A 24368-nucleotide genomic window follows, 5' to 3' on the forward strand; every position below is an offset into this window, starting at 1 on the left:
GCTGCGGCTGTGCGGCAGATCCGGTAGTCACTCGTCGCCCTCTTCCTCGTCCTCATCGTCGACCGTCAGTGTCACATCACCCTGCACGGCGGCGCGACGATGATTCTCCTCCAACAAGCGGTCCAAAATCTCCACGCGAGCCGCAGGACTCACCGTCCAACGTTCCATCTGGCGGTAGGTATGGAAGCCGTGGTCAAGGAGGACATCCTCCCAGCCGCAGGCAGCCATGACAGTTTGATCGAGATCCCGGTGGATCTCCCGCAAGCGGGCCACGTCTGCGTCGGCGGAAGCAGCCAGATCTCGGTTATTGACCATGTTGTAGAGCTTTGTCAGCCCGAGGCCGCGGCGGCGCATGATCTCGCGTCGCTCCGTATCAAGAGTCCTGCCAGCTTCGGCGAGCAACTCAGCATTCCCGAGCGGGCGCGGGAAAGTCAGAAAGACACTCGACGGCGTGTAGACGGGGTCTCCAGTGCGTGTTGACCCCCAACAAGTCGCCCAGATTCTATGCACAGAGGAGCTGAGAACTCCCAGCAGCCCAGACTGGTTTGAGGCGAATACAACCAACTTCTGATCGAAAACCTGCTTGGCAGGCACGCGCAATGGAATTTGCGTCGCACTGGTTTGCGACAGCACGATCACCTCATCGAGTTCGGCAATCGCCTCCCTCAAAGCAGGGCGCTTTTCGCCGAACTGCCACCAATAGTCCCTATACACCTTCCTGTTGTTCTTTGCACGCTCCGCCTTCACCGTCTCCAGAACCCGCCGATACGGCAACCCATATTCCTTCGCGGCGATTTCCGGTCGATCATTGAAGTCAATAACCCAGCGACTAGCCTCCAGGGTCGGGCTGCCATTGATGTCGTTCTTGCCGTGGGGATACGGGAATAGCACATCCCTATTCCGCGGATCCTCCTCAATCCAGGCCATAGCCTCGTCAGGATTCAACACAAAACCCATGCCCAAGACGAAGCATCCCTTGAATGCGATACCCATGTTCTCCGCCAGTGGCATCGGCTCGCCTTCTACGCGCCCGACCGGCTCCAGCAACGTGGAAATGCGCGCCACCTCGATATCGTCCGAAAATCTCGGTACTGCACTGTCCACATCACCACGGCTACCCCAAACGGCCGCATACTCCAGGTTGGCGCTCGCAGCTGGCCAAGGCCGGCTCTGAATCGCGCGGGTGATCGTGAAATCCTGATCCGCCACCTGATCAAGCCCCACGCTTCGAGTGGGCCCCTGAGCAACCGTATTCGTTGCAATCAGACCCAATCCACCCTGCCTTGAGAGCAATTCGTAGGCACGAAGAAAGAAATACGCCACGAGGTCCGCGCTTCCCTTGCGCCCGGAAGCAAGCACATTGACGAACCAATCGCGAACATTAGTTCCCATAACTCCAGTGATCCTGGAGCCGCCGAGGAAGGGCGGGTTACCAATAATCGCGTCGAACCCGCCGCGTTCCATGACATCTGGCACGGCCAGGATCCAATGCAGCGGCTTCCACTGCTCGTAGTCTGTCGTGACCGTCGGAGTGAGCCCTGTTTTCAGGATGCCGTCGAGCATTACCCGGTTCGATGTCTCGCCCTCCCCGGGGTGGGCGAGGTCCACAGCGAGGCGCAGGTTCTCATATGCCTCGCGCAGCTTTTTGCCTGGTTTCCCGCCCAGTCGCAGTCCGGCGGCGATCACCCCGTCGGCGACATCCGAAAGTTGGGCGACGAGTTCTTGGTAGGTACGCCACTGGCGTCGCTTGCTCGCGGCGGAGCGTTGCGGGTCGTTCTCGTCGACCTCGGTGGCGAGCTGGCGACGTAGGCGGACGGCCTTGCTCAGGGTGCCGTCGATGTCGAGGGCGAGGATGCTGGTCTGAGTGCCGGCCGCTTCGGGGTTGATGTGGAGCTCGCGCAACTGGCGTGCGTTGGTGAGGCCCAGGAGCGTGTTGCCGTGGAGGACTTTGTCGTCCACGAAGGAGAACGGCAGCTTGGGGTCGAGGGAGACCAACCACAAGGACAGTTTGCACATCTCGACGGCCATGCCGTTGATGTCCGCGCCGTACAGGCAGGTGGCCACCACCGTCCTTATGGCGTGGACGTGGAGGTCGTGCGGGGTGCGCCCGTACGCCACACCTTCGCGTTGCCATGCCTCGACGAGCCGGTCGGCGAGGTAGCGGGCCGCGGCAACGAGGAAGGCGCCGGATCCACACGCGATGTCAGCGATCTTGAGGTCGAGGATCTCTTCGGGAGAGACCAGCTTCCAGGCGTCCTGGTCAGCCGTCTGATGAGGGCCGGGCGAATAGACGAGTGGTTCAAGGGCGTGGCGTACGACCTCTTCCGCGAGGTCGCGCGGGGTGTAGTGCGCGCCGGCGGAGGCTCGCGAGGGCGTTTCGACCAAGAGGACGCCGCCGGGTTCGACGACGAGGGGCCGGTTGCGCAGGTCGCGGCGGATTATGCCGATGAAAGGGCGCAGCCGGTCTCGCAGGTCCGCGTCGTCGGTGAGGTCGCGCAGGGCGATCTCCGTGTCGTCGAGGGTGTCACCGGCCTTGAGCGCCTTGGTGAGGGCGGCTTTGGTGGGTGGCTCGGCCGCGGGCTGGTGCTGCTTGACCCAGGCCAGGATCGCGTCGGCCAACGCGGTCTCGGTGCGCTTGGCGGCGGCGAGCTCTTCGAGTGTGGCGAGAGGGATCTCCGGCTCGGAGCCGGGGCTGCCTGTGAGGCCGACGGTGACTTCTTCCGCGTTCTCGCAGGAGTAGCCAAGCAGGCCCTCGTAGATGTAGCCGATCTGTTCGACGTCGATGTCGCGGAAGGAGATTCGGCGGGCGCCCCCGGTCAGCTGGGCGATCTGGACGGCACGCAGGACTTCGAGCATGACGCGGTCGCTGACCGTGATGGCGAGCGCACCCTGGGAGTTGCAGCTGGTGAGAAAGGGGAAGCGGGCCGGGTCGAAGAGGGATCCGCCGTACTCGGGCAGACGCATGTCTTCGAAGGTGGCGCCCTGGTAGAGGGCCTGGGATGTGGCGAGGAGGCGGTGCCAGGTGAGGTGGGTGGCGTCGAGGGACTGGTCGCCTTCTTCGTTCTGGCGTGCGTCGAGCTGGTCGAGTTCGTCGCTGATGCCGTAGCCCATGGCGAACAGCTGGTTCTCGGGGAGCAGGCCGCGTTCCTCGGCGAAGAGAAGGAAGACGACGCGCATCATGACGGTGACGGCGGCCTCGTAGACCTCCCCGCGTCGGGCGGGGAGGGGATCTTCTTCGCCGCGGCGTACCGCGTCCAGGCCGCCTTCGGACAGGGCCTGGACGATGAGTTCGACGGCGCGGCGGACCTGGGTGCCGAGCGCTTCGGTGATCTTCTCGGCGGCGGTGACGGACTCGCCGAACAGTTCCGTGAGCCGGTCGGCCGGTTTGCCGCCGATCAGGCGGCGCCGTTGGAGGAGTTCGATGAAGGCGTTGCGGGTGGCGGGCTCGGCGATCCAGTCCTGGGCGTCCACGATGCCGGACGCGACCATGGTCTGCGGGCGGGCACTGACGATCGCCCACCAACGGCCGTCAGTGACGACGCCGATGGGGACGCCGGCGGCGCGCAGCAGCTCTTCCATGCGGTCGATGGGGCTGGCGGACCAGCCGTCGGTGAGCGGGTCGCGCAGGGAGTCAACCGGGTCGGTGACCAGGACGAGTGCCCCGGCGGTGTCCCCGTGGGTCAGGGCACCATCGGCGCGGACGGTGACGGTGTAGTCGGGTGAGCGCACCTCGGCGGTGGCCGGGGCGGGGACGGTGTAAGCGGTGCCCCAGCGCAGGCCCTGGCGCAGGACGAGGTCTACCCAGGCATCCCGGGCCTCGCGGTAGAGGTCGAGAGCGGCTTCGTCGTCGCGGTGGGTGTCCCAGTGCTCCCATGCCTTCTCGAAGGCGGGCTTGGCGTCCTTGATCGCGTCGAGGGCGCGGGTGTCGGGCTGGGGGATGCCTTGAGGCCAGACACGTTCGAGGGCAGGGACGGCGAGGAACGGGCCGTCAGCGTCGACCAGTTCGAGCCAGGCGCGGTGCAGGCTGGCAGCTGTCGGAGCGTAAGCGCGACGGCTCATGCCTCCACCCTTCCGTTCTTCGCGTCTTCCGGGGTGAGGGCGAAGACGACAGCAGCGGCCGAGACGTACGGCCTGATGTCGCTGTAGCGCTCGCAGATCGAGGCGATCTCGCGGGCCTCCTCGTCGTCCAGGCTCTCCAGGCGCTCGTTCATGTGGTGCAGGTCCCGGCGGCGTTGCTTTTGCTGGTCGTCGGTGAACAGGAAGTTTTCCTCCTCGGCGCGGATTGCCTGTTCGAGACGGTCACGTGACTCATGCAAGTTGATCCGGAAGGCGCCGAAGATCTCGTGGGCTCGGGCGATGTCGGTTTCCTCGCGCTGCTTGAGGCTGTGGGTGGCCTTCTCCTGGAGGCTTTCGCTCTTGCGCTCCATCGCGTTGAGCAGCCGGGCGCGCAGCCTGGCTCCGTCGTCATTCCACAGGCCGGCGAGGTGGGCGCGCACCTGCTCATCAGCGAGTACCAGGTCCGCGCGGTCCAGGGTCTCGTCCAGCACCTGCTCAACCTTGGCCTCGGCGAGTGCCCGGCCGCGCAGTCGGATACCAGTGAGGAAGACCTCTTCATGCAACCGTAGGCCGCCGCGCCCTACCAGCACGAGCCGCGAGACGGCGGCGACGCACGACTCCGCAAGTCCGGGGGCAACGACGGCGGTCACCCGGTTAATGCGGGCATCCACGCTGAACAGGGCGCTGCGCAGAGTGCGGGTAGCGCGCTGCATCAGGGCGTGGCCGAGGTGAATGTGCACAAGGTCCGTACGTCCTCGCGCGGCCTTGTCGTCGAAGGTGATCGGCCGCAGGACACCGGGCTCCAGGCGAGTGTCCAGGCCGCGCAGGGCCATCTGCCAGGAGCGGCCCAGGTTCGGGATCTCGAGGACCGGCGCGTCGGTCCGGTCGTCGCCGATCTCCACGAGAGGTGGCTGGGCGTCCAGAGTGAGCGCGGTGTCCACGACCCGGCGGGCATTGGCGGGCGTCAGGTGCATCGCGGCTTTGCGCTCGTCGTAGCTTGCGGCCAGCTTGGTGAGCTGGCGATTCAGCTCGACGCTGCCGGCCAGTGCTCCGTTCATGATCGCGCTGCTGTCGTCCGTTGCCGTGGGCCGTGGCTTACGCGCCGCCCCGGTGGGGCTGAAGTGCTCTTGTACCTCAGCGTCGATAAGGGGGTTGATCTTCCCCAGATCCTGGGTTGCGGTGCCGACCTTCCTGGCGATGATCCCCATGAAGGCCATGTCCGCCGCGTACGTCGAGGATGTGGCTTCGGGCTTGAAGTGGTAGATCTCGGGGTTCTTCGTCTGCCCGTACCGGTCGATGCGGCCGATGCGCTGCTCGAGGCGGGACGGGTTGAAGGGGATGTCGAAGTTCACCAGACGATGGCAGTGCGACTGCAGGTCGATGCCCTCGCCGGCGGAGTCCGTGGCGAGCAGTACTCGTACCGGATGCTTGGCGGGGCTTTCCGTGAACCGGGCGCGGATCTTCTCGCGCTGCTCCACGGGGGTCGAGCCCTGGATCGTCTCCAGTACCTCGCCGTAGCCACGCTGTCGCAGGACGCCAGCGATCCAGTCGAGGGTGGCCGCGTACTCGGTGAACACCACGATCCGCTCGTTCGTCCAGTGCTGGCCATCGGGACGACAGTGGGCGTCGAGGAAGGAGAGCAACGCCTCCAGCCGGGAATCCGGCTTGTGTTCATAGCTCAGGCCCCACTGGACCAGCGAGGCAATCTCACTGCTCGAGGCGGTGATCAGCGGAGCCGAGCGCTTGGAATGCCGCAGGGCTGTGAACTCGGGATGTTCCGCCTCGCCTTCTTCCTCGTCGGACTGCCCGCTGCCCATGACCTCGGCGTAATACTCGTCATCGTCCCCCATCTCCGGCTGACGGTCGCCGGCCTCGGCTCCCTCGTAGAGTTCCAAGGTCCGGGCGAAGGACCATGGGCTGGACAGGAAACGCTTCTTCAGCAGCATCGAGACGATGTCGCCGCCCTTGCTCTTCGCGCGGGCGTTCTCACCCAGCAGTCCCACCAGCCGCTCGAACTGTTCCTGTTCGTCAGCGGACGGTGTGAAGGGGATGGTCAACAGCTTGCGCGGTTTGAAGCCCTTGTCCGGCAGCTCGCTCTTCAGCCGCCGTACCCGCACTTCATCCAGCGCCTTCTCGTCGATGCTGGCGCCCCGGGTGAAGCGGCGGCTGTCGATCATTTCCAGTAGGGCCGTGAACGACTCCGAGTAGCCGTTGTGCGGCGTGGCGCTCAGGAACAGCCGGTGCTCACACGCCTCCGCAAGCCTCATCGTCGCGGTGGTGCGCTGGCTATCCACCGCGTACCCCCGCTGTCCCGGCGCCGTGGTCGGGCTGGCCGGCGCCACGTGGTGCGCCTCGTCGACCACCAGCACGTCGAAGGCGAACCGACGAGCGGTGGAAGTGCTTCGCACACTGATAAGGACGTCACGCAGCAGGCGCTGCGCCCGAAGCGACGGCAGCCACGCCATGCTCACGATCACCCGCGGGAACAGACGGAACGGGTTCGCGTTCAGCCCGTGGCTCCGCTTCACCTTCGCCATCAGCTCACTGTTGACGATCACGAAGTCCAGGCCGAACTTCTCCCGCATCTCGTCCTGCCACTTCAGCGACAGGCTCGGCGGGCACACGATGACCACCGTCCTCGCCCGGTGGCGCAGCAGCAGCTCCTGCACGACGAGGCCGGCCTCGATGGTCTTGCCCAGACCCACGTCGTCGGCGAGAAGCAGGTTCGTCCGGGAGGACTCCAGCGCCCGACGCAGCGGCTCCAACTGGTACGCCTCGACATTCGCCCCGCTGCGGAACGGGGCCTGGTACGAATTCGCATCCGCCGACGTCACCGCGCCCCAGCGCACCGCGTCCACGAAGGCGGCCAGCGCATTCGGGTCGTCGAACGCCTCCGTCCGCACCTTCTCCGGCAGCCCCTGGTCCGGAGCCACCGTGTGTCCCACCTCGAGCTCCCAGACCACGGTCAGCTCCTGGCCGAGCCGGTCCTCGTCCAGCGACTGCAGGCTGACCACATGCGCCAGGCCGGGAACCCCCTCATCAGCGGGACTCCGGGGCAACCCCTGCCGGCGCACATCGGACACCGCCCAGGTCGAGCCTCGTACCTTCACCACCTGGCCGGGCTCCGGAATCGGCGGCAGCGCCGCCGTCCGCCCTGCGCCGCTCGCTGCCCCCTGCGGATACCCCGTAGCGGTCGCCACCTGACGAGACCCCTTCATTGATGCGTCACACCCAGCCGAGTGATCCCCCTCTCACTGGAGTACGTCACAGCGAGACCTGTGACCATGAGGGAGATCATCGACGCACCAGTATCCCCGACCGTGGCCGCGCCCCGTGCAAAGTCCCTCAGATCGGCACCGCAACTGCAATCCAGGACTGACCGATCTAGCCCGTCCGCGTCGAGCCGGCCCCCGTTGGCACGCTCGCCCTCAGCCACATTCGGGCTCCATAGAGCCGTCTGGGCGGGCCGTCGGCGATATCGCCCACAGCCAACGTCAAGCGAAGACGCTTGGAGAACGGCGCCAACCCACCCAGGTGGGTCGGCGCCGGAGCTCCGACTCACACGTCGATACGTGCGACCTTACGGCCCACCTTGAGGTAGAGCTCGGCGCCGTCGAGTGCTCCCAGCTCGCTCACGACCGCGTCGAGCGTCTGCTGAACAGAAGCCTCCGTGAGTTGCGTGGTCTGCTGGTCTCCGTCTGATTCGCGGATGAGGCGGAGGCCGTTCTGCTGTGCCACACGGCGCACGGCGGAGATACTGGGAGCGAAGTCCAGCGTGCGGCTGATCAGGGCCCCGAGCGAGTCCTCGGCATGGTCCTTCAGGGAGACGACGGGAAGGTTCTGAGTGTCCCCGAAAGAACGCTTGGAGAAGCGTGCCGTGAACTCCGCGCGGGCAGCGGCGGCAGCGTCCAGGCCGTGAAGGGCGGCCACCACCTCGCCGGCGAGGATGCGCTTGATCGCCATCGGGTGCGCGGTTCCCTCCTCCAGGCGCTTGGTGACCACGCGGATCTCGTCGTCCGTCCACTCGGTGAGCAGCTGGAGGTACGGCTCGGTCAGGTGGTCGGGGATGGACATCAGTCGGCCGTAGACCTCGTCCGGCGAGGCCGTCAGGCTCACGTAGTTGCCCTTGCTCTTGCTCATCTTGGCGCCCGTGCCGTCGGTGCCCTCGATGAGCGGGGTGGTGATGACGACCTCGGGGGTCTGGTCCGAGATCTCCATGACCTTGCGGCACATCTGGAGGTTCAGCAGCTGGTCCACACCGCCGAGCTCCACGTCGGCGTCGATGGCCACAGAGTCCCACGCCATGACGACGGAGTACACGAACTCGGCGACGGACAGCCCGTGGCCCTCAGCGAGCCGGGTACGGAAGTCCTCACGCTGGAGCGACATGGACACCGGGACCCGTGCGAGGACCCCGACGAGCTCCGGCAGGGTGACCTTGTTCAGCCACTCTCCGTTGAATCGTAGGTCAGCACGCTCGAAGTCGATGAACGGCGTGACCTGCTGCTGGTAACCGCTCAGGTTACGGGCGATGTCCTCGTCGGTGAGCGGCGGACGCTCCGAGGAGCGTCCGGACGGGTCACCGATCTTGGCCGTGACGTCGCCGATGATGAATACGACGTGGTGACCCATCCGCTGGAACCGGCTGGCGATGATAATCGGCACCGCGTGGCCCAAGTGGACATCGGGCGAGGTCGGATCGATGCCGTACTTGACGACGAACGGACGTCCCGCGGCCTGCGCGGCCTCGATCTTCTCGGCGAGCACCGCGGCCGAAGGGATCAGGTGATTCGCGCGCCCCTCGACCAGAGCGGCCTGCTCCTGGGGGGAGAGGTCGGAGAGGTCAAGAGTGCGCCTGGCTGTTGTCTCGCCGAGCAGCTGCGCGACCGTATAGTCCGCGCCCAGGTCCGCTCCATCGAGGATGTGCATGACACGGGTGACGGACTCACTCAAACGGCTCATGGCGCCTATACGCTCCTGCGTCGGACAACTGGCCTGACCAGTATGGGGTTGGAAGCGGCGATTTTATCATCGCCACCCTCGGTGCATCGGCGGATTGATCACGAGTGAGCCTGTTGACCCTGGCCCGCCGTCAGCCGCACCAGTGGCTGTCCCGCGATCGTGCTGGAGAGGGACCGGAACCACGGCGCTATCGGGTCACGGGCACGGAGCGTACCCATGAGCATTCCTGGAATCAGGAGCATCGCGGACAGACGCCTCTCCCGCTGCATGGCGGATTCCACTCTGTGACCGAAAGCGAGTGTACGGAAATGCCAGGAGATCTTCTGGAGCTGGCGAGAGGTCGCCCACTCAGGAGGGTTCTCACGCATCGCGCGGAGGTGATTCGAGATCGCGGTGCACACATCAGCCCGATAGTCCTGGGAGATGCCCGGCGTACTGCGATCGGTCATGCTGCGGGGGTGGACCCGGTAGAAGGTCAGCGGGTCTCGCAGGGCAATCCCCCGGCCGGCCTCACGCAACGCATGGAAGAAGATTTCGTTGCTCGCTGGAAGGAGGCTTTGAGCGGCCTCGCGGTGGACCATCAGTGTGCTCGTATTTCCACCCGGGTGCGGCTCGCTCAGCATCGGGTTCCCATTGGAGTCGACCACGTTTTCCCAGTGCTCGATGAACAGCGGCTCACCCGTCATGACCTCGGCGCATGTACGCAGCTTCGACGGGTGGAACCAGTCGTCGGCGTCGAGCGGAGCCACCCAGTCGCCGGTGCTGATGAGAAAGGCGTCGGTCAGGGTTTGCCCGAAACCCTGCCGGTTTCTTCGAATGACCTTGACGTTGTCCTTGTGTCGCAGGCATACCTCTTCGGTTTCGTCGCTGGAACCATCGTCGATGACGATCACTTCGTGAAGGGAGAAGCTCCCGGGTTCCTGTTCCAGGCAGCTGGTTATGGCCCGGTTGAGATATCGGCCGTAGTTGTGGCACAGGATCACGCACGAAATACGAGGGGGGCCGCTCACTGGCCACCTCCGTACACACGGGCGTATTGCTCCAGGATCGCCTGGTGTTCCTGAGACCTGTAATCGAGGAACTCGCGGTCCAGGCGGCGGGGCCTGGAGGCGAGCCGTGCTGCCGCTTTCTCCAGCGCGGCCAGGAATTTCTCTCCGAAGAGGTTGGGATGCCCCTGTGACCAGTCGAACCACTCGGGTTCCTCAACGAGTCCCTTGTGCTGTTCATACTGTTCGGGCAGGTGCCCCGTGCGGGAGCAGACTGGAAGCAGGCCCAGGTCGAAGGCCAGCTCCAGCTGGCCGGAGTGACTGCCCCAGAGGTAAGGGAGCAGCAGCGCGTCCGAAGCCAGACCGGCTCGGACCACTTCCTCGTCCGTGGGATACGGGCGCATGGTCAGGCGGATACGGGGATCGCGTCGGGCCGTCTCCAGAAGCAAGGGGGCACGGCCCCCGTCGACAAAGTCGGTAGGGCTGAACGCGCGCAGAAGGAGGTGGAGGGTGCTGTGGGGGTCCGTGATCCCGAGGCTCCAGTTGGCCATGGTGGACAACTGGTCTCGGCTGGCCCGTGATGCCCCGAACATGAGATATCGGGACGAGCAGCTGGACTCGCGCTCCAGGCCGACCAGCGTCTCCGGGGCGGCCACGTACCCGTGAGGGATGACCGCTGCATCGGGGCGCTCGCCGAGAATCTCCGTCAGCTGGGTGACCGAGCCCTCAGTGAGACAGACCCATCTGACCTCGGCCGAGTGGAGCATCTGCAGCCGCGCGGTGAAATCCTCGGCGTTGCCGACCATGGGCCGGGTGTCGTGGGCGGTGAAGACCACGCTGACTCCGGCGCCCAAGCACGCGTCGAGCAGACGCTCCAAGGTGACGAGGTCCTCGAAGTCGATGTGGTGCAGATGCAGGACGTCGAGCCATGTGAGAGGGCCGTGTTCGAGGAGCCAGGCGGCGTCGACCGCCGCCGGCACCGTGTCGCCGCTGGGAATCTCGGTTCCGTTCAGGATGCGGAAGTCACGGCTCTGCAGCTTCCACGCGTACGGGGTACGAGCCGGGAGGTGGACGACACGCATGCCCTCGGAACGGGGAATCGCTGTCACCGCTGTTCCCCCTCCGTCCCTCCAGCGCCGACGAAGAGCAGCTGGGTGGACAGGCCGTTGGAGGCGTCGTCGCTTCGTGTGAGCCCGGCGTAGTGGATCTCGAACCCTGACGCCTTCAGCAGCGCCTGAAACTCGTCGCTCGCCCACTCCCGGACGTGGCTGGGGTTGCGGGGCGGACCGGGAGCGTCGTAGCCGCTGCGGCACTCGCGCGCCGGCGTGGACAGCACGGCGGCGCCCCTGCCCTCCACGAGGAGGCCACGGATCAGAGACAGGGCCGGCATCGGATTCACCAGGTGCTCGATCACGTCGGAGCACACGATGATGGACCGGCGCACGAGGGAGGGGTCGATGGGCAGCCGCTCGGCCGACTCCAGATCGACCTCGATCCACTCGCCGAAGGGGTGGTTGTCGCGGCACCACACGAGGTTGTCCCCGAAGTCCACCCCGATGAAGGACCAGGCCGGGTATTCGTAGGCCAGCGACGCCAACTTGCCCGCTCGTCCGCAGCCGATGTCGATCACGACGTCGCGGCCGAGCTCCTTGGCCCGCGCGGCGGCATAGGGGTAGACGTCGGGCTGCCAGGTCACGGTGTCGTCGGTCTCATCGAGGAAGTACTCCACCCGGTCCCGGCTGCGGTAGCCGCTCCTGATGAAGTAGGACGTGGCGTCGCCGATGGGCTGTTGGGAGGTCGTGGTGTCTGTGTGCACGGGAGACTCCTTGCTTACTTCGGCCAGTGGGAGAACAGCGAGATCAGCCGCTCGACCAACTGCTCACGTACGACTTGCCATTCGGGGCTTCCGGAGCTGCGCGCGGCCGAGGCCCGGTCGTATTCCCGCCCGTCGACCTCGGGCAGACACGCGTACATCTGGAGCAGCGCCGAGCCGTCGTCGGTGGGCGCGCTGTCGGTGTCCGCCTTGAGGAGGGCACGGATGTCCTCGGCGTACATGGAGGCGTCGATCCCGGAGCCGGGGATGCTCTTGCTCATCTTCGGCAGGCCGCCGAGGCCGGGGATCATCTTGGTGTAGATGCCGGCCAGCCGTTCCGCGGGCAGGCCCCAGCGTTCCGCTCCGCGCCGGGCGAGGGCGACGTACTTGTGCTCGTCGACTCCGAGGGAGACCAGGACGTGGCGCCCTTCGCGGAGGAGATGGACGAAGTCTGCGGCCATGAGCAGGGTGGCCTGCTTCATGCCGTAGTTGAGGTGGTCGAAGACCCCGTGGTTGCGGTAGAGCCCGGCGAGGTCCTCCTCGGCCCAATGGAAGTCGTCGTCGTCCAGGTGGCGCGACAGCAAGAACGCGGTGGCCATGACGTCGGTCTGGCCCTCCTGCCTGCGCAGCACGCCGCGCTCGGCGTCGAACCCGAGGCCCAGGATGAACTCCTCGTACTGGTCGGCGAGTTTCCGCACCGAGTCCAGGGGCGTACGGCGCGCGTTGTAGGAGTCGAGATCACCCAGCACGATCTGCACGTCGAGCCCGCACTGCTGCAGCTTGATCGCGCGCAGCAGCTGGAAGAGGGTGCCGGCGTGGGGCGGCCCGCCGAGCCCGACCCCGGTGGTGACGATCGCGGGCTGCTCGGCCGCGACCGCCTCCGCGAACTGGCGCGCTCCGGTGTGGCACACCCACTTCGTGCGCAGGTCGTCGGGGCTCATCCCCACCAGGCCAAAGTCGATGGCACCGAGTCCCAGGCGCTCGTAGCGGTGCTGGTCGATGACGTTCTCGTAGTACGCGGTGTCGAACTTCATGCGATTCCTTCCAACTGGGTCTGCTCGCGGAGGGCGAAGGCCCGGCGGACCAGCGGCTCGAAGCCCTCGACCAGGAGGTCGCCGAGCACGGTGTTGCGAGGTGCCGCCACACTGCCGAGGTCCGCCGTAACCGTTCCGTCGGCGAGGACCCACACGCGGAACGGGTACGGGTCCTCGGGGGCACGCGTCGGCTGGGCGTAGATCGTCACTCCGTTGACGTCGCCGCGAACGTCGTCCACGGCACGTACGAAGTCGTCCCGCTCGAAGCCGTAGATCTCGGCCTTGCGCGTGTTCGCGCGGCCGATGGGGCGGTACTGGGAGATCAGCCAGTACTCGACATCCGTTCGCTGGGTCACTCCGGCGATGAGCCGCGCGAGGCGCGGCAGCTCCTTCACGGAGCCGGCCGTGGTGAACGTGTTGAACGCGAGGCGCCGCTGGTCGGCGGTGAGGAACTCGACGTTGGACAGGAACCGTTCGAAGTACCCCTGCCCGCGGAACCAGTCGGCCGTCTCGGAGTCCGGGCCGTCGACCGCCAGGGAGTACACGGTCACGTAGTCACGGAGGCCGGCATAGCGTTCGCTCAGGAGCAGCCCGTTGGTGTGGAGGTTCGTCTCGAAGCCGACCTCGGTGGCGTGCCGGAGGGCAACCTCCAGGTGGTTGTCGTACGGCATCACGGGGTCGCCGCCGGTGAAGACGCACCGATGGGCGTCGGACTCCGAACGGAGCCGGTCGATGACACGGCAGACCGTGTCCGCGTCGGTCCTGACCCGGTTGCGCTCGCGGTAGCAGAAGCGACACACGCCCGGGGAGGTGCTGGTCGTTGTCAGCTCCCAAGCGTTGCAGTCGGTGTTGAGGACCAGGTGGACGATCGCGAGTTCGTCGTGCGTCAGCATGGTGCCGCCTCCTTGATTCCCGGGCTCACCAGAACGGCCGGGGAGATGCGCTGCAGGAGTGAGCGGAGCTGGTGCGGGGTACCACCCGTGAGCCGTACGAACTGCTGGAGGGCGTCCAGTCCCGCGCCCGCGTCGATGATGGTGAGGGCCTTGTCAATGCCGGAGTGGATGGTGGGAACCGCCTCGGACATCACCATGAGCAGGGCCGCGTTGAGGGCGACAGCGTTCCGCGCCTCACTGGTGTCTCGGCCGGCGAGCACGCGAATCGCGGCGGCGACGTTCTCCCGGGGGTCCTCGTACTGGGCGACGGACATTAGATCCTGCGGCATCGAGGCCGCGCTCCTGCGGACCTCGTCGTCGAAGGCCAGGTCCTCGTCGCCGGCGCTGATGCGGCAGGCACGCACGGTGCTTCCGGGGATCAGCTCGTCGACCTGGACCGCATGGCCGATGCTGGAGTTGACGACCGTCACGTCCGGCAGGCCGAGCCGGGACAGCAGTCGGGCAGAGGCACCGACCGCGGGGTGCGAGAGGCCGTACACGTAGGCCGGGCAGGTGACCGGGCTGAGGAGGGCGGGGAACGCCAGGCTGAGGGCGTGTACGGCCTGGAACCTGCCTCCGTAGCGCCGGTCGAACTCGGGTACGCGGTTCTCGATGGAGAAGAACCCGAAGCCGAGGCGCAGGCAAGGTTTCGGCTCCCCTCCCTTACCCCTGGGCCCTGACGGTCTCTCCACTACCGGATGTGATCCGAGGATCCTTGATGACGCCGAGACCAGCTGCATCCCTGAGCCTGGCCGTGGATACGGTGACCTCTGCCGCACCGCCGCCGCCCGCACGCCCGATGCCGGCGATGACGGACGGCGAGCGCCTCCGAGTCATACGAGAAGACGCTCAGCACGTGGGGCCTCACTTCTTCGTGCACGAGCGTGGCCGCCATGAGTAGTCGCAGAGCGGTCCTGGATCGACACCCGGCCCGTGACGACAATCAACTGCGCGTGGTGGTGGAGGACGCAGCGATGGGCCGTTGGGAAGGCGCCCGGGAGTTGCTGACTGCCACGGGACAGGACTGGGACCGGCGCATCTTCCGGCTCCAGGTCCTCGCCCGCGTAGGCGCGCGGCTGACGTTTGCCGACACGTGGGCGCAAGCTGAGCCGCGATCTCCGCACGCTCTTGCCCTTCTCGCCAACGTTCTGGCCCTGCGTTCTATGGCCAGCGGTCGAGGACGGGGGCTCGGTGACGGGATGAAGCAGGCGTGGGAGACATGTGATGCTGCCGCAGACGCGTTGCCAGACGACCCGTCGCCGTACGTTGTCATGCTCGCGTTAACGCGCTTTCACTCGCCGCCCCGTGACCGCGAGTGGCGCACCACGATGCGACAGCTGTGGGACCAGGTGAAGCTGCGCGATCCGTGGAATCGGGAGGCGCACCACGAACTCCTCACCTACCTGTTCCCCTCCTGGCATGGGACGGGAGGGGAGATGTTCCACTGGGTGCAGGAGCAGTGCACTCAGGCCCCTCGTGGTCTGCCGGTGCACGTTCTGCCCCTGGTCGCCCTCGCCGAGTCGCACCGGCAGCGGATGGAAGCGGAGGGGCACCGCTATGGACTGACCATCCACCCGTGGACGGACAATCCGTCGACCTGGCAGGCGTGGGACAACTGGTGGTCGCATCGGGCACCGAGGCGGCCTCATGCCGCATTCCATGAGGACGCCAACTACCTCGCCCACGCCCTGTCGTTCGCCAACCGGCACCGCGAAGCCGGAGAGGTCTTCGACGCAATTGGCCCGTACGCCACTGACGTGCCATGGAGCTACTGCGGTGACGCCCGAACGCTGTTTGCGCGGCATCGCACCTGGGCCGTCAAAGCCTCCGCACCGTGATCGGCGCCGCAACCAAAGCTCCTCAATCCCGTGTGCATCCTCACCAGTTCATTCCGACCGACATGAAGGAATCAGCCGAATGCCTTTGGACATGCCGAGCGTTACGCCCTCGGAAGAGGAGCGTCTCGCCGAACTCGGTATCACCCAGACCCTGGACCGTTCTATGTCCGGGCGCCAGAACTTCGCCGTCTCGTTCACGATCATCAGCATCCTGTCCGGCTGCCTGACCATGTACGGCTTCGGCATGAACACCGGCGGTCCTGCTCTGATCATGTGGGGGTGGGTGCTCGTCGGGCTGATGACGCTGTTCGTCGGGCTGGCCATGGCGGAGGTTTGCTCGTCGTACCCGACCTCGGCCGGCCTCTACTTCTGGGCCCACAAGCTCGCGCCCCGCAAGTCCGCGCCCGCCTGGGCATGGTTCACCGGCTGGTTCAACACGCTGGGGCAGGTCGCGGTGACCGCGGGCATCGACTTCGGTGCCGCCTCCTTCCTCAACGCCTACCTCAACCTCCAGTTCGGCTACGCCGCTACCCCCGGCCACACCATCACGCTGTTCGGCCTGATCCTCTTGCTGCACGCCGTGGTGAACACCTTCCGGGTGCGTATCGTCGGCTTCTTCAACACTGTCTCCGTGTGGTGGCACCTGATCGGCGTCGTCGTGATCGTCGGCGCGCTCCTGGCCGTCCCGGACCGGCACCAGTCGCCGCAGTTCGTCTTCACGGAGTTCGTCAACAACACCGGCTGGGGCTCGGCCGTCTATGTGGCTCTGATCGGGCTGCTGATGGCCCAGTACACCTTCACCGGCTACGACGCCTCCGCCCACATGACGGAGGAGACGAAGAACGCCTCCGTGGAGGGACCGAGAGGGATCGTCCGCTCGATCCTCGTCTCCTGGGCGGCCGGGTTCGTCCTTCTGTTCGGCCTGACCTTCGCCATCCAGTCCTACACCGGCTCCCTGGAATCAGAGACCGGGGTGCCGCCGGCCCAGATCTTCATGGACGCCCTCGGCGCGAGCACCGGCAAGTTGATGCTCCTCATCGTGATCGGCGCCCAGCTGTTCTGCGGCATGGCGTCCGTGACAGCCAACTCCCGGATGATCTACGCCTTCTCTCGCGACGGCGCGCTGCCCTTCTCCATGGTGTGGCACAAGCTCCACCCCGGCACCCGCACTCCCACGAACGCGGTCTGGCTCGCCGCCGGCGGTGCCTTCCTCCTCGGTCTCCCCTACCTCTTCAACACCACCGCGTACGCCGCGGTCACTTCGATCGCCACGATCGGCCTTTACATCGCCTACGTCGTGCCCACCCTGCTGCGTCTGCGCCAGGGCGACACCTTCCGGCGCGGCCCGTGGCACCTGGGCCGATGGTCCAAGCCCGTCGGCGTGATCGCCGTGCTGTGGGTCGCAGTGATCACCGTACTGTTCATGCTGCCCCAGGCCAGCCCTGTGACCGTCGAGACGTTCAACTACGCACCGATCGCCGTGGGAGTGGTACTCGCCTTCGCCGGCACCTGGTGGTTCGCCTCCGCCCGGAAGTGGTTCCTCAACCCGGCCCACCCGAAGAACGCTGCACCGCTCCACCCCGTATCGCAGGGAGCTACGCGATAGCGGGCTGTGATCGGCCAGCCACTGGAGCGGGCCGCTTGGCTGTGGCGGCGAGCGGCTGTCCTCGACGCCACAGCCGTCACCGCCCCGCAGCTCTCGTTCGTCCACGATACAGCTCAGGCTCGCCGCTGTGGGCGGCGGCCGAGAAGGGCTTGACCAACGGCTGGCTGTTCACGGCAGCCGCGCTGTCAGTGCACCTGGCATCCTGCACTCCCCGGCATAACCCTGGGAATCGACATGATCACTCACGGTTGCGAAGGGTCGTCGTCGCGTACAGAAAGGCGCACCGCCATGAAGACCCTGCCCGAGGCGTTCCATGGCCTCATGGCCACAGTGACCGACGCATACACGGTCATCGCCGAGCATTTCAGGCCCGACGGTCTTCGCGCCTCGGTGTGGGAGATCAAGGGTCCGGACGGCTCTCGGTGGTTCGCCAAACAGCACGCAGGCCCAAGCTGCACCGGCGGAAGGTGGAGGCGTATCAGAGATGGGTCGGAGTCCTCGGGCCGGACCGTGCACCCGCCCTGACCGCCTCCGATGCCGAGGCCCGGACGCTGCTGGTAACCGCCGTCCCCGGAGGATGCCTGGACCGGCTGCACCTGCTGGCGGAGCAGGAGCGGGAGGCATACCAGCAGGCCGGCCTGCTGCTGGCCAGCCTGCATGCCGCGGACACCGGGCAACCTCCGTCAGACGCGGTGGAAGAGGACTGGGACGAGGCGCTCACGAAGCTGCTGGACGGCGCCGCCCGCTATATGACCGCAGACGACATCGCGCTGCTGCGCTCCCTGGCCCTGCAGGCTCCTGTCGGCCTGGCGAAAGTGGTGGCGCACGGGGATTACATGCCGAAGAACTGGGTGTGGGAGGAGCGGGAACAGCGGCTGCGAATCATCGACTTCGAGCGGACCCAGCCCGAGGCCGCGGCACGCCGGGACCTGAGCCGACTGCACTACCGGGTCTTGCATCCTCGGCCAGACCTGGCTGCCGCCTTCTACGGCGGGTACGGACGTCCGCTGTCTCCGGAGGAGTTGCACGCGCGCATGACGTACGCCGTCCTGGACGCGCTGGACTCAGTGTGCTGGGGCGTTACCCACCGCGACATCAGCCTGGTCGACGAAGCCCACGCAATGATCACGAACCTGCGTGCGGAATGCATCCGCCACACCCAGGTGTGGTGACCTGCATGCAGGGGAGGGCCGCGCGCGGCGACGAGATCCTGGCCAGGTGCTGTCCGACCGCTACGGCGTCGACCTCGCCAACGTCGAGCCGGTTCCCATGGGCACCGAGACCATCAACCGACGCGTGACGCTGACCGACGGGGGTCGGGTCTTCGTCAAGCAGTACCGTGCCGCAGCGGATCTGGAGCAGGCCCGTGCGGCGTGGGACATGTCGGAATACTGCCGCGCGGCGCGGGTGCCTGTGGCCACGGCATGGCGGAACCGGGATGGGGACATCCTCACCCCGTTCGCCGACGCAGCCTGGGTGGTGACCGATGAGGCTCCCGGCCGGGTCGCGACCGAGCCGATGACCGTGCCACGCGCCCAGTGCATCGGGCTGGTGCTCGGCCGCATGCACCGCCGGCTTGCCTCCTACCCGCCGCCCGCGCGCGTCCGCCAGACCCGATGGCGCACCGGAGACATCGAATCGGCAGCAGCCCAGACCGACAGGGTGCTTGCCCCAGCGGCATTCGCACGCCCCGGGCCTGCCGCTCCTCCCACCGGCGGCGCTGCTCGCCGGCCAGAGCCCAGACGGCCAGCAGCATGAACGCCACCTGCGGCACAACGGCATAGATCCCCCAGTGCTCGTTCAGCCAGGCCCCCACCCAGATCCCGAACCCGACCACCGCGGCGAGGGCGGCGACCGCTGCGCCGATCAGCACGCCACCGCGCAGCCCCTCCGGCGCGGCCCACCGTTCCGCCCCGGCCGATCTGCGGCCCGGGGCCTGGAGGTCCAGCCCGAGATCTACGTCCGAACCTCCGTCCGGGGCCGCGGACGGCTGGGTTAAGCCGCCGCATTCCTCGCCGTCGCCGGGCCGCTGACCGCCATGCCCCTCAGCCTCAACCATCCGTGCGCCTCCATGAGTTGACGTAACACAGGCGGCCCCTCCACCACAGGGCACCGACATCCCGCGTCGGCCTCGGCCAGTCGGCCAGGCGACACCGGACAACGGCGCCGCCATCTGCCCGGTGAAGCCGGTGGCCGTGTCACGGCTCCCAGCTACGCCCGGGAACCCGAGGTGGCGAAATTCTCAGGGCTCGGTACGGCGCGGGGCACCGCCACGCGAACGGAAGGTGGCCCCTGCGTCCTCGAGCAGACGATGCACACCGCCGTAGGAGCGGCCCGTCTCCTCCGCCAGCGCCCGGATACTCGCGCCGGAGTCGTACTTCTTCTTCAGGTCCTGAGCGAGCTTGTCGCGGTCCGGGCCGGGCGTGAGCCGCCGGGCAGACGTCTTCTTGGACATGAGCTGATTCCTCCCTGCAAGGGCGGGCGATGACCTCATGATCGCGTGAGGGGGAAGCGCCGGCCACCGATTCGGCGAAGACCGCGCGGGTGGTCATGCTCTGCCCCGAGTGCGTCCGTCGCCGCTCCCTGACCCACCTAGGAGGGGAAGGGTGACCGCAAGCGACATCGACAAGGCGGCCGCGGTGCTGCGCGCCAGCGGGCTGGTGGCCCTCCCGACCGAAACGGTCTACGGTCTGGGCGCCAACGCCGAGGATCCCACCGCCGTCTCGCGCATCTTCCAGGCCAAGGGGCGCCCGCCCACCCACCCGCTGATCGTCCACATCGCCGGCGCGGACCACCTGGACGCGTGGGTGCAGGATGTACCTGCGGCGGCCCGCCTGCTGGCCGAGCACTTCTGGCCGGGACCGCTCACCCTGGTTCTGCGCCGCGGTGCCCGGGTGCCGCTGGAAGCGACCGGCGGTCTGGAGACGGTCGCTGTGCGTGTGCCGGACCACCCGATCGCCCTCGCGCTGCTGAAGGCGTTCGGCGGCGGCATCACGGCTCCGTCCGCCAACCGCTTCGGCTCCGTCAGCCCCACCACCTCGAACGATGTCCATGCCGAGCTTGGTGATGCCGTCGACTTCGTGCTGGACGGCGGCCGCTGTGAGGTCGGCGTCGAGTCCACCATCGTCGACGTCACCGGCGAAACCCCGGCCATTCTGAGGCCCGGCGGGGTGACCCGTGAGGACCTCGAAGCGGTGCTGGGGTACCCGCTTACTGTGCCGGCAACCAGTCACGTCCGGGTGCCGGGCCAGCATCCGTCCCACTACGCACCGCGTGCGCGGGTCGTCCTCGTCGAGCCCGAGAAGGTCATCTCCGAAGCGGAACTCGCTTCCGGCCTTGGGCACCGGGTGGCCGTCTTCCTCCCCGCCTCCTTCACCGGGGCGCCGGTGAAGGCACACGCCGTGGTGAAGGTCCCCGTCTCGATGGCCGCCTACGCGCGCGGCCTGTACGGGTTCCTTCGCGAACTCGACCAGAAGGGATGCGACCTCATCATCGCGTCCTTGCCTGCGGAGGAGGGGCTGGGACTGGCGATCGCCAACCGGCTCCGCCGCGCCGCTGGGCCCCGTACCACCGTGTGACCACCACCGACCGCCCACGGCCGTGGCAGGCCGGGTGGCCGTGCGCATACCGCTCCACGCCGGAGACGACCGTTTTCAAGGCGACCCGCGCGACAGCCCGCGCCCCGCTAGGTCAGCGCGGGCCGCGGGCTGGATTCGCGATCGATCTGGGTGAGCGGGGCGGTCAGGACGCGGTGGGAACATCGACGTCGAGGCCGCGGGCGGCGACGAGCTGGGCGCTGCCGTCGTCCAGGCGGTAGGACAGGCCCACCACACCGAGGCGGCCGTCAGCCACTCGCTCGGCCAGGACGCGGGAGCGTTCCAGCAGCAGGTCCACGGTGTGCTCGATGTGCTCGGCCAGGATCTCCTCAGCGCTCTCCCGTCCGGCGGCGCGGGCTGCCAGCACGCTCGGGGTCACCCGCTCGACCACGTCCCGGACGAAGCCACCCGGCGTCTGTCCGTTCTCCAGAGCTGAGCAGGCCGCGGCGACGGCGCCGCACGAGTCGTGGCCGAGGACGACGACCAGCGGCACGTTGAGCACTGCCGCGCCGAACTCGATCGAACCAAGGACTTCCGTCCCGGCGACGTGGCCGGCGGTGCGCACCACGAACAGGTCGCCCAGGCCACGGTCGAAGATGATCTCGGCGGCCAGCCGGGAGTCGGAGCACCCGAACAGCACGGCGAACGGCTTCTGGGACGGTGCGGTCTCGGTGCGGCGGATGGCGTCCTGGTTCGGGTGCTCGGGAGTGCCGGCGACGAAGCGCTGGTTGCCGGCCATGAGCAGCTCGAAGGCGTCGCGGGGCGTCGGCGTCTGGATCTTCTCGGTCATAGCGGCAGACTACGAGGCGATACCAGCGGTCGCACCGCCTGGTCCCGCCGGCCGGTCCCGGTCTGGCACCCGCGCGGCGGGCCTCTACAGCCGACCGGAGTGAGCGGCCCGTCCCTCCGCTCCTCTACTCGCAGTAGAGGTAGAGTGGAGGGATGGCAGATGAGACCAGCATCAAGGTGAGCGCCGCCACCCGTGATCGCTTGGCGGCCCTCGCGGCTGAGCAGGGCACCACGATCCGTAACCTCGTGGAGGAACTTGCCGAAGGCCGGCCCACACAGGCGGAGTACGAAGAGCGCGCCGCGCAGGCCCGCGCGGAGCTCGCCTCGCTCCTCGGAGCCGCACCCAGTGCGGAGGCCGAGGCGAAGGCCCGCAACCTCCTGGAGCGCCTCGGCGCCGGCCAGGACTCGGCGGCCGCGTAGTGGGGGCCATCGCGGTCGTCCTGGACCACACGACCGCCATCGCCCTCCACGATCCCAAGGACCCGTTCAACGAGGCCGTCGCCGCGTTCTACGTGCAAGCCTCCGGCGGCCTCGGCACCCTCTACGCCCCGCTGCTCTCGCTCACTGTCGGCGACACCGAGCGACCCGGCCTGCTCGCCTACATCAGCGGACTGCGCTTCATCCAGATCGAGCCCTTCGACACCGCGGCCGCGCTGACCGCCACGAAGCTGCTGCCCTCCGGGCACTCCTGGGCGGCCGTCCACGCCATCCACGCGGCCCGCCCGTCCGCTGCCTTCCCCTCCGGTCGCTTCCTGCTGACCCTGACGCCCGAGGCGTACGCGGGCACCGGTGTGCAGGCCGTCCACCCCGACCGGTAGCTCACGCCGGACCCGCGCGGAGCGGTCGAGCCTCGCATGACGGGTGCGGATGTTGGTCGTGCGGGCCCGCATTGCGGCGGGGCGCCCACCGTTCGGGGCGCTGCCCGGTCAGGATGGGGCATGACGCACGACCCCCAGGAGTGGTGTGAGAGCGATGTGCCGGGGCTGCAGCTGCGCAGTGGCGACGGCATCTGTGGGATGCGGCTGCTTGGGTGGGAGGGTGTGCTGCCGCTGTCCGTGGTTCGAGCCCTGGTGGAGCCGGCGCCCGCCGCGCCCGGGGGAAGCTCGGCGACACCGGGGCCTGTCATCCGCCCGGGCACCTCGTCCGTCAGGATGGGGCGAATGTGGGCAGTTGGATCGGGCGTTGGGAGGAAAGGGCACGATGACGCAGGCCACGGCGAGCGGGCTGGACGAGCGGGTGCTGGGGCACAGGTGGACTGTGCGTCTGGATGCTGCCGGTCGTGGCAGTGCGGCGGTGCGCATCTCCTGCAGCCGTCGCTCGTGTCCTGAGCAGCGCTCTGCCGCTGCTGGCCGTGCGGCCGCGGTCGACCACGTCAAGGCCCACCTGCGGGAGGCTGCCGGTCCTCGGGCCGGCGCGTACTGCGCGTGCCGGGCCGAGAGCTGCCGCACGCACATCGGTCCCTCCGACCGCAAGAGCGGCGCCCAGCCGTGGCGGTGCGGCGGGGCGGTCGTCCTGGCCGTGGTCAAGGATCGGGGAGGGCGCTGGTGGCAGGCCATGGAGTGCTGTTCACGCTGCGCGGCCGCCACTCCCGGCGCGAAGGTCGTCACCACCGCTCGACCCACCGGTGACCCGCAGCCCGAAGGGCCGTCCATTGGCGGCCGCCCGGCGGCCGCTCGGGCCGCCGAGCAGCAGTTCTCCGAACGTCCCTCGTCCGCGGCCGAGCCCCGCCATGTTCCGGCTCCCCGTCTCACATCCGCGCGGCGCCGCCCTGTGTACGGGAAGATCGCGCAGCGGGTCATCCCCGTTGAGCTGCGGCCCGTTGTCCTGCGCGATGAGCTCGTCGAACTCGGGGATCTCTTCCGCGCATACCAGCGGCGCACCGAGCCGGACCTGGCGCTGCTCGCTGAGCTCCAGGAGCGTAAGGCGCATGCCTTCACCACCTGGGCCGACGTCACCGGTGACATCAATCTGCGGCTGGAGGCGCGGCGAGCGGAGCAGGCCGCTGCCACCGCCCGCTCGCAGCACCTGCAACGAACCGGCGCCAGCGCGGACAGCGAAGGGGCGGCCGTGGCACGTCTACTGGCCGTGCCGACGCAGTGGGACCACGCCCGGTCCGTCCTCACACACGTCGCTGACCACAGCCCGCTGCCCGGCCCGGAGGCACGGCTGCTGGTGATGATGCTGCCCCTGCGCACCGCCCAAACCGGCACCGGCAACCTCGTGGGGCAGGACCTCACCACGCTGGGTCTGAGTGACCCGGAAGACCTGGTCGAGAAGCTGACCGGCTGCGGCTGGCTGCGCCTCCCGGGCCCCGCTGCGGAACTGCTCGCTTCCCGGCCGGAGAGCCCCTGCCCCATTACCGTCCCGTCCCTGATGCCCGGCGGGGACGGTCCGGGTCCGTTCACGTTCGGCAAGAAGATGCGGCCCAAGCTCTCTGGCTGGGCCCAGAGAGTCGTCTCTGACAAGAAGCTCCGCAAGACCAAGGCGACCGCAGGCGGCCGCCTCCTCGCCCTCACGCTCGCCACCCAGACCAGCGCTTCGGGGCGGCTCGGCCCCCGTGGTCAGGGAGTCACCCTGGATTCCCTCGCCGCTTGGGTCCCGGCGGGCCCGCCCGAGCTGCTGCGCCTGGTCGATGAGCTGACCGCAGCAGACTGGCTCACCGAAGCTGCCGTCACCGCCACGCACCTGACCGGCCAGCTGACCGAACGTGTCCTCCCGCTCACCTGTCCCCTCACCTAGGGTCTGTGCGCGAACGC

At 67.8% G+C, this 24368-nt stretch carries 19 protein-coding genes; 8 read left to right on the forward strand and 11 right to left on the reverse strand.

Annotated features, from left to right (window positions below; translation table 11 throughout):
• Positions 1-27: 27 nt before the first annotated feature.
• From AC069T_RS08275 to AC069T_RS08315, 9 genes are all read right to left on the reverse strand, one after another.
• Positions 28-4059: an Eco57I restriction-modification methylase domain-containing protein gene (locus AC069T_RS08275; protein WP_478781954.1), complete on the reverse strand. Its 4032-nt coding sequence runs from the start codon at positions 4057-4059 to the stop codon at positions 28-30.
• Positions 4056-7256 (reverse strand): DISARM system SNF2-like helicase DrmD, encoded by a 3201-nt coding sequence (drmD, locus tag AC069T_RS08280; RefSeq protein ID WP_478781955.1) that lies wholly within the window; start codon positions 7254-7256, stop codon positions 4056-4058. The genes AC069T_RS08275 and drmD overlap by 4 nt, the downstream gene beginning before the upstream one ends.
• A 358-nt stretch (positions 7257-7614) precedes the next feature.
• Entirely contained in the window at positions 7615-9018 is a 1404-nt protein-coding gene (gene tyrS / locus AC069T_RS08285; protein ID WP_478781956.1) for a tyrosine--tRNA ligase, read from the reverse strand.
• Between the two features lie 98 nt (positions 9019-9116).
• On the reverse strand, positions 9117-10028 hold the full coding sequence (locus AC069T_RS08290; RefSeq protein ID WP_478781957.1) for a glycosyltransferase: 912 nt from the start codon (positions 10026-10028) through the stop codon (positions 9117-9119).
• Positions 10025-11113: a glycosyltransferase family protein gene (locus AC069T_RS08295; protein WP_478781958.1), complete on the reverse strand. Its 1089-nt coding sequence runs from the start codon at positions 11111-11113 to the stop codon at positions 10025-10027. Before AC069T_RS08295 ends, AC069T_RS08290 begins: the two co-directional genes overlap by 4 nt.
• The gene (locus AC069T_RS08300) at positions 11110-11820 is read right to left on the reverse strand and encodes a methyltransferase domain-containing protein (RefSeq protein ID WP_478781959.1); all 711 of its coding nucleotides are present in this window, start codon (positions 11818-11820) and stop codon (positions 11110-11112) included. Before AC069T_RS08300 ends, AC069T_RS08295 begins: the two co-directional genes overlap by 4 nt.
• Before the next feature lie 14 nt (positions 11821-11834).
• Positions 11835-12851 (reverse strand): nucleotidyl transferase family protein, encoded by a 1017-nt coding sequence (locus AC069T_RS08305; RefSeq protein WP_478781960.1) that lies wholly within the window; start codon positions 12849-12851, stop codon positions 11835-11837.
• Positions 12848-13744: a radical SAM protein gene (locus AC069T_RS08310; protein ID WP_478781961.1), complete on the reverse strand. Its 897-nt coding sequence runs from the start codon at positions 13742-13744 to the stop codon at positions 12848-12850. Before AC069T_RS08310 ends, AC069T_RS08305 begins: the two co-directional genes overlap by 4 nt.
• Positions 13738-14475 carry a hypothetical protein gene (locus tag AC069T_RS08315; RefSeq protein WP_478781962.1) on the reverse strand — a complete coding sequence of 246 codons (738 nt, stop codon included), beginning with the start codon at positions 14473-14475 and terminating at the stop codon, positions 13738-13740. The genes AC069T_RS08310 and AC069T_RS08315 overlap by 7 nt, the downstream gene beginning before the upstream one ends.
• Positions 14476-14676: 201 nt before the next feature.
• Here AC069T_RS08315 and AC069T_RS08320 point away from each other — a divergent pair, with 201 nt between their 5' ends.
• From AC069T_RS08320 to AC069T_RS08335, 4 genes are all read left to right on the forward strand, one after another.
• A complete protein-coding gene (locus AC069T_RS08320; RefSeq protein ID WP_478781963.1) occupies positions 14677-15621 on the forward strand; it encodes a hypothetical protein in 945 nt (314 codons plus the stop codon).
• Positions 15622-15700: 79 nt separating this feature from the next.
• The gene (locus tag AC069T_RS08325) at positions 15701-17227 is read left to right on the forward strand and encodes an amino acid permease (RefSeq protein WP_478781964.1); all 1527 of its coding nucleotides are present in this window, start codon (positions 15701-15703) and stop codon (positions 17225-17227) included.
• Between the two features lie 467 nt (positions 17228-17694).
• Positions 17695-18399, forward strand: coding sequence for a phosphotransferase (locus tag AC069T_RS08330; RefSeq protein ID WP_478781965.1), 705 nt, complete (start codon positions 17695-17697; stop codon positions 18397-18399).
• 46 nt (positions 18400-18445) lie between these two features.
• Positions 18446-18985, forward strand: coding sequence for an aminoglycoside phosphotransferase/kinase family protein (locus AC069T_RS08335; RefSeq protein WP_478781966.1), 540 nt, complete (start codon positions 18446-18448; stop codon positions 18983-18985).
• A 484-nt stretch (positions 18986-19469) separates the two neighbouring features.
• On the opposite strand, the gene AC069T_RS08340 is transcribed toward AC069T_RS08335, so the two are convergent.
• Positions 19470-19682, reverse strand: coding sequence for a helix-turn-helix domain-containing protein (locus tag AC069T_RS08340; RefSeq protein WP_478781967.1), 213 nt, complete (start codon positions 19680-19682; stop codon positions 19470-19472).
• Positions 19683-19833: 151 nt separating this feature from the next.
• Here AC069T_RS08340 and AC069T_RS08345 point away from each other — a divergent pair, with 151 nt between their 5' ends.
• Complete coding sequence (locus AC069T_RS08345; RefSeq protein WP_478781968.1) at positions 19834-20805, forward strand: L-threonylcarbamoyladenylate synthase; 972 nt, start codon at positions 19834-19836, stop codon at positions 20803-20805.
• Between the two features lie 163 nt (positions 20806-20968).
• Here the strand turns inward: AC069T_RS08345 and AC069T_RS08350 are convergent, their stop codons facing one another.
• The gene (locus tag AC069T_RS08350) at positions 20969-21613 is read right to left on the reverse strand and encodes a carbonic anhydrase (protein WP_478781969.1); all 645 of its coding nucleotides are present in this window, start codon (positions 21611-21613) and stop codon (positions 20969-20971) included.
• Between the two features lie 152 nt (positions 21614-21765).
• Here AC069T_RS08350 and AC069T_RS08355 point away from each other — a divergent pair, with 152 nt between their 5' ends.
• The 3 genes from AC069T_RS08355 (at position 21766) to AC069T_RS08365 (ending at position 24351) form a co-directional block, all read left to right on the forward strand.
• Positions 21766-22032, forward strand: coding sequence for a hypothetical protein (locus AC069T_RS08355; protein ID WP_478781970.1), 267 nt, complete (start codon positions 21766-21768; stop codon positions 22030-22032).
• On the forward strand, positions 22032-22430 hold the full coding sequence (locus AC069T_RS08360) for a PIN domain-containing protein (protein WP_478781971.1): 399 nt from the start codon (positions 22032-22034) through the stop codon (positions 22428-22430). The genes AC069T_RS08355 and AC069T_RS08360 overlap by 1 nt, the downstream gene beginning before the upstream one ends.
• A gap of 382 nt (positions 22431-22812) precedes the next feature.
• The gene (locus tag AC069T_RS08365; RefSeq protein ID WP_478781972.1) at positions 22813-24351 is read left to right on the forward strand and encodes a hypothetical protein; all 1539 of its coding nucleotides are present in this window, start codon (positions 22813-22815) and stop codon (positions 24349-24351) included.
• Positions 24352-24368 lie beyond the last annotated feature (17 nt).

This window comes from Streptomyces sp. NPDC043867, assembly GCF_056435845.1.

Coding starts and splice junctions, on each gene's coding strand:
- AC069T_RS08275 (WP_478781954.1), bottom strand. CDS start 4,059: ATGAGCCGTCGCGCTTACGCTCCGACAGCTGCCAGCCTGCACCGCGCC.
- tyrS (WP_478781956.1), bottom strand. CDS start 9,018: ATGAGCCGTTTGAGTGAGTCCGTCACCCGTGTCATGCACATCCTCGAT.
- AC069T_RS08305 (WP_478781960.1), bottom strand. CDS start 12,851: ATGAAGTTCGACACCGCGTACTACGAGAACGTCATCGACCAGCACCGC.
- AC069T_RS08310 (WP_478781961.1), bottom strand. CDS start 13,744: ATGCTGACGCACGACGAACTCGCGATCGTCCACCTGGTCCTCAACACC.
- AC069T_RS08320 (WP_478781963.1), top strand. CDS start 14,677: ATGAGTAGTCGCAGAGCGGTCCTGGATCGACACCCGGCCCGTGACGAC.
- AC069T_RS08325 (WP_478781964.1), top strand. CDS start 15,701: ATGCCTTTGGACATGCCGAGCGTTACGCCCTCGGAAGAGGAGCGTCTC.
- AC069T_RS08340 (WP_478781967.1), bottom strand. CDS start 19,682: ATGTCCAAGAAGACGTCTGCCCGGCGGCTCACGCCCGGCCCGGACCGC.
- AC069T_RS08350 (WP_478781969.1), bottom strand. CDS start 21,613: ATGACCGAGAAGATCCAGACGCCGACGCCCCGCGACGCCTTCGAGCTG.
- AC069T_RS08355 (WP_478781970.1), top strand. CDS start 21,766: ATGGCAGATGAGACCAGCATCAAGGTGAGCGCCGCCACCCGTGATCGC.
- AC069T_RS08365 (WP_478781972.1), top strand. CDS start 22,813: ATGACGCAGGCCACGGCGAGCGGGCTGGACGAGCGGGTGCTGGGGCAC.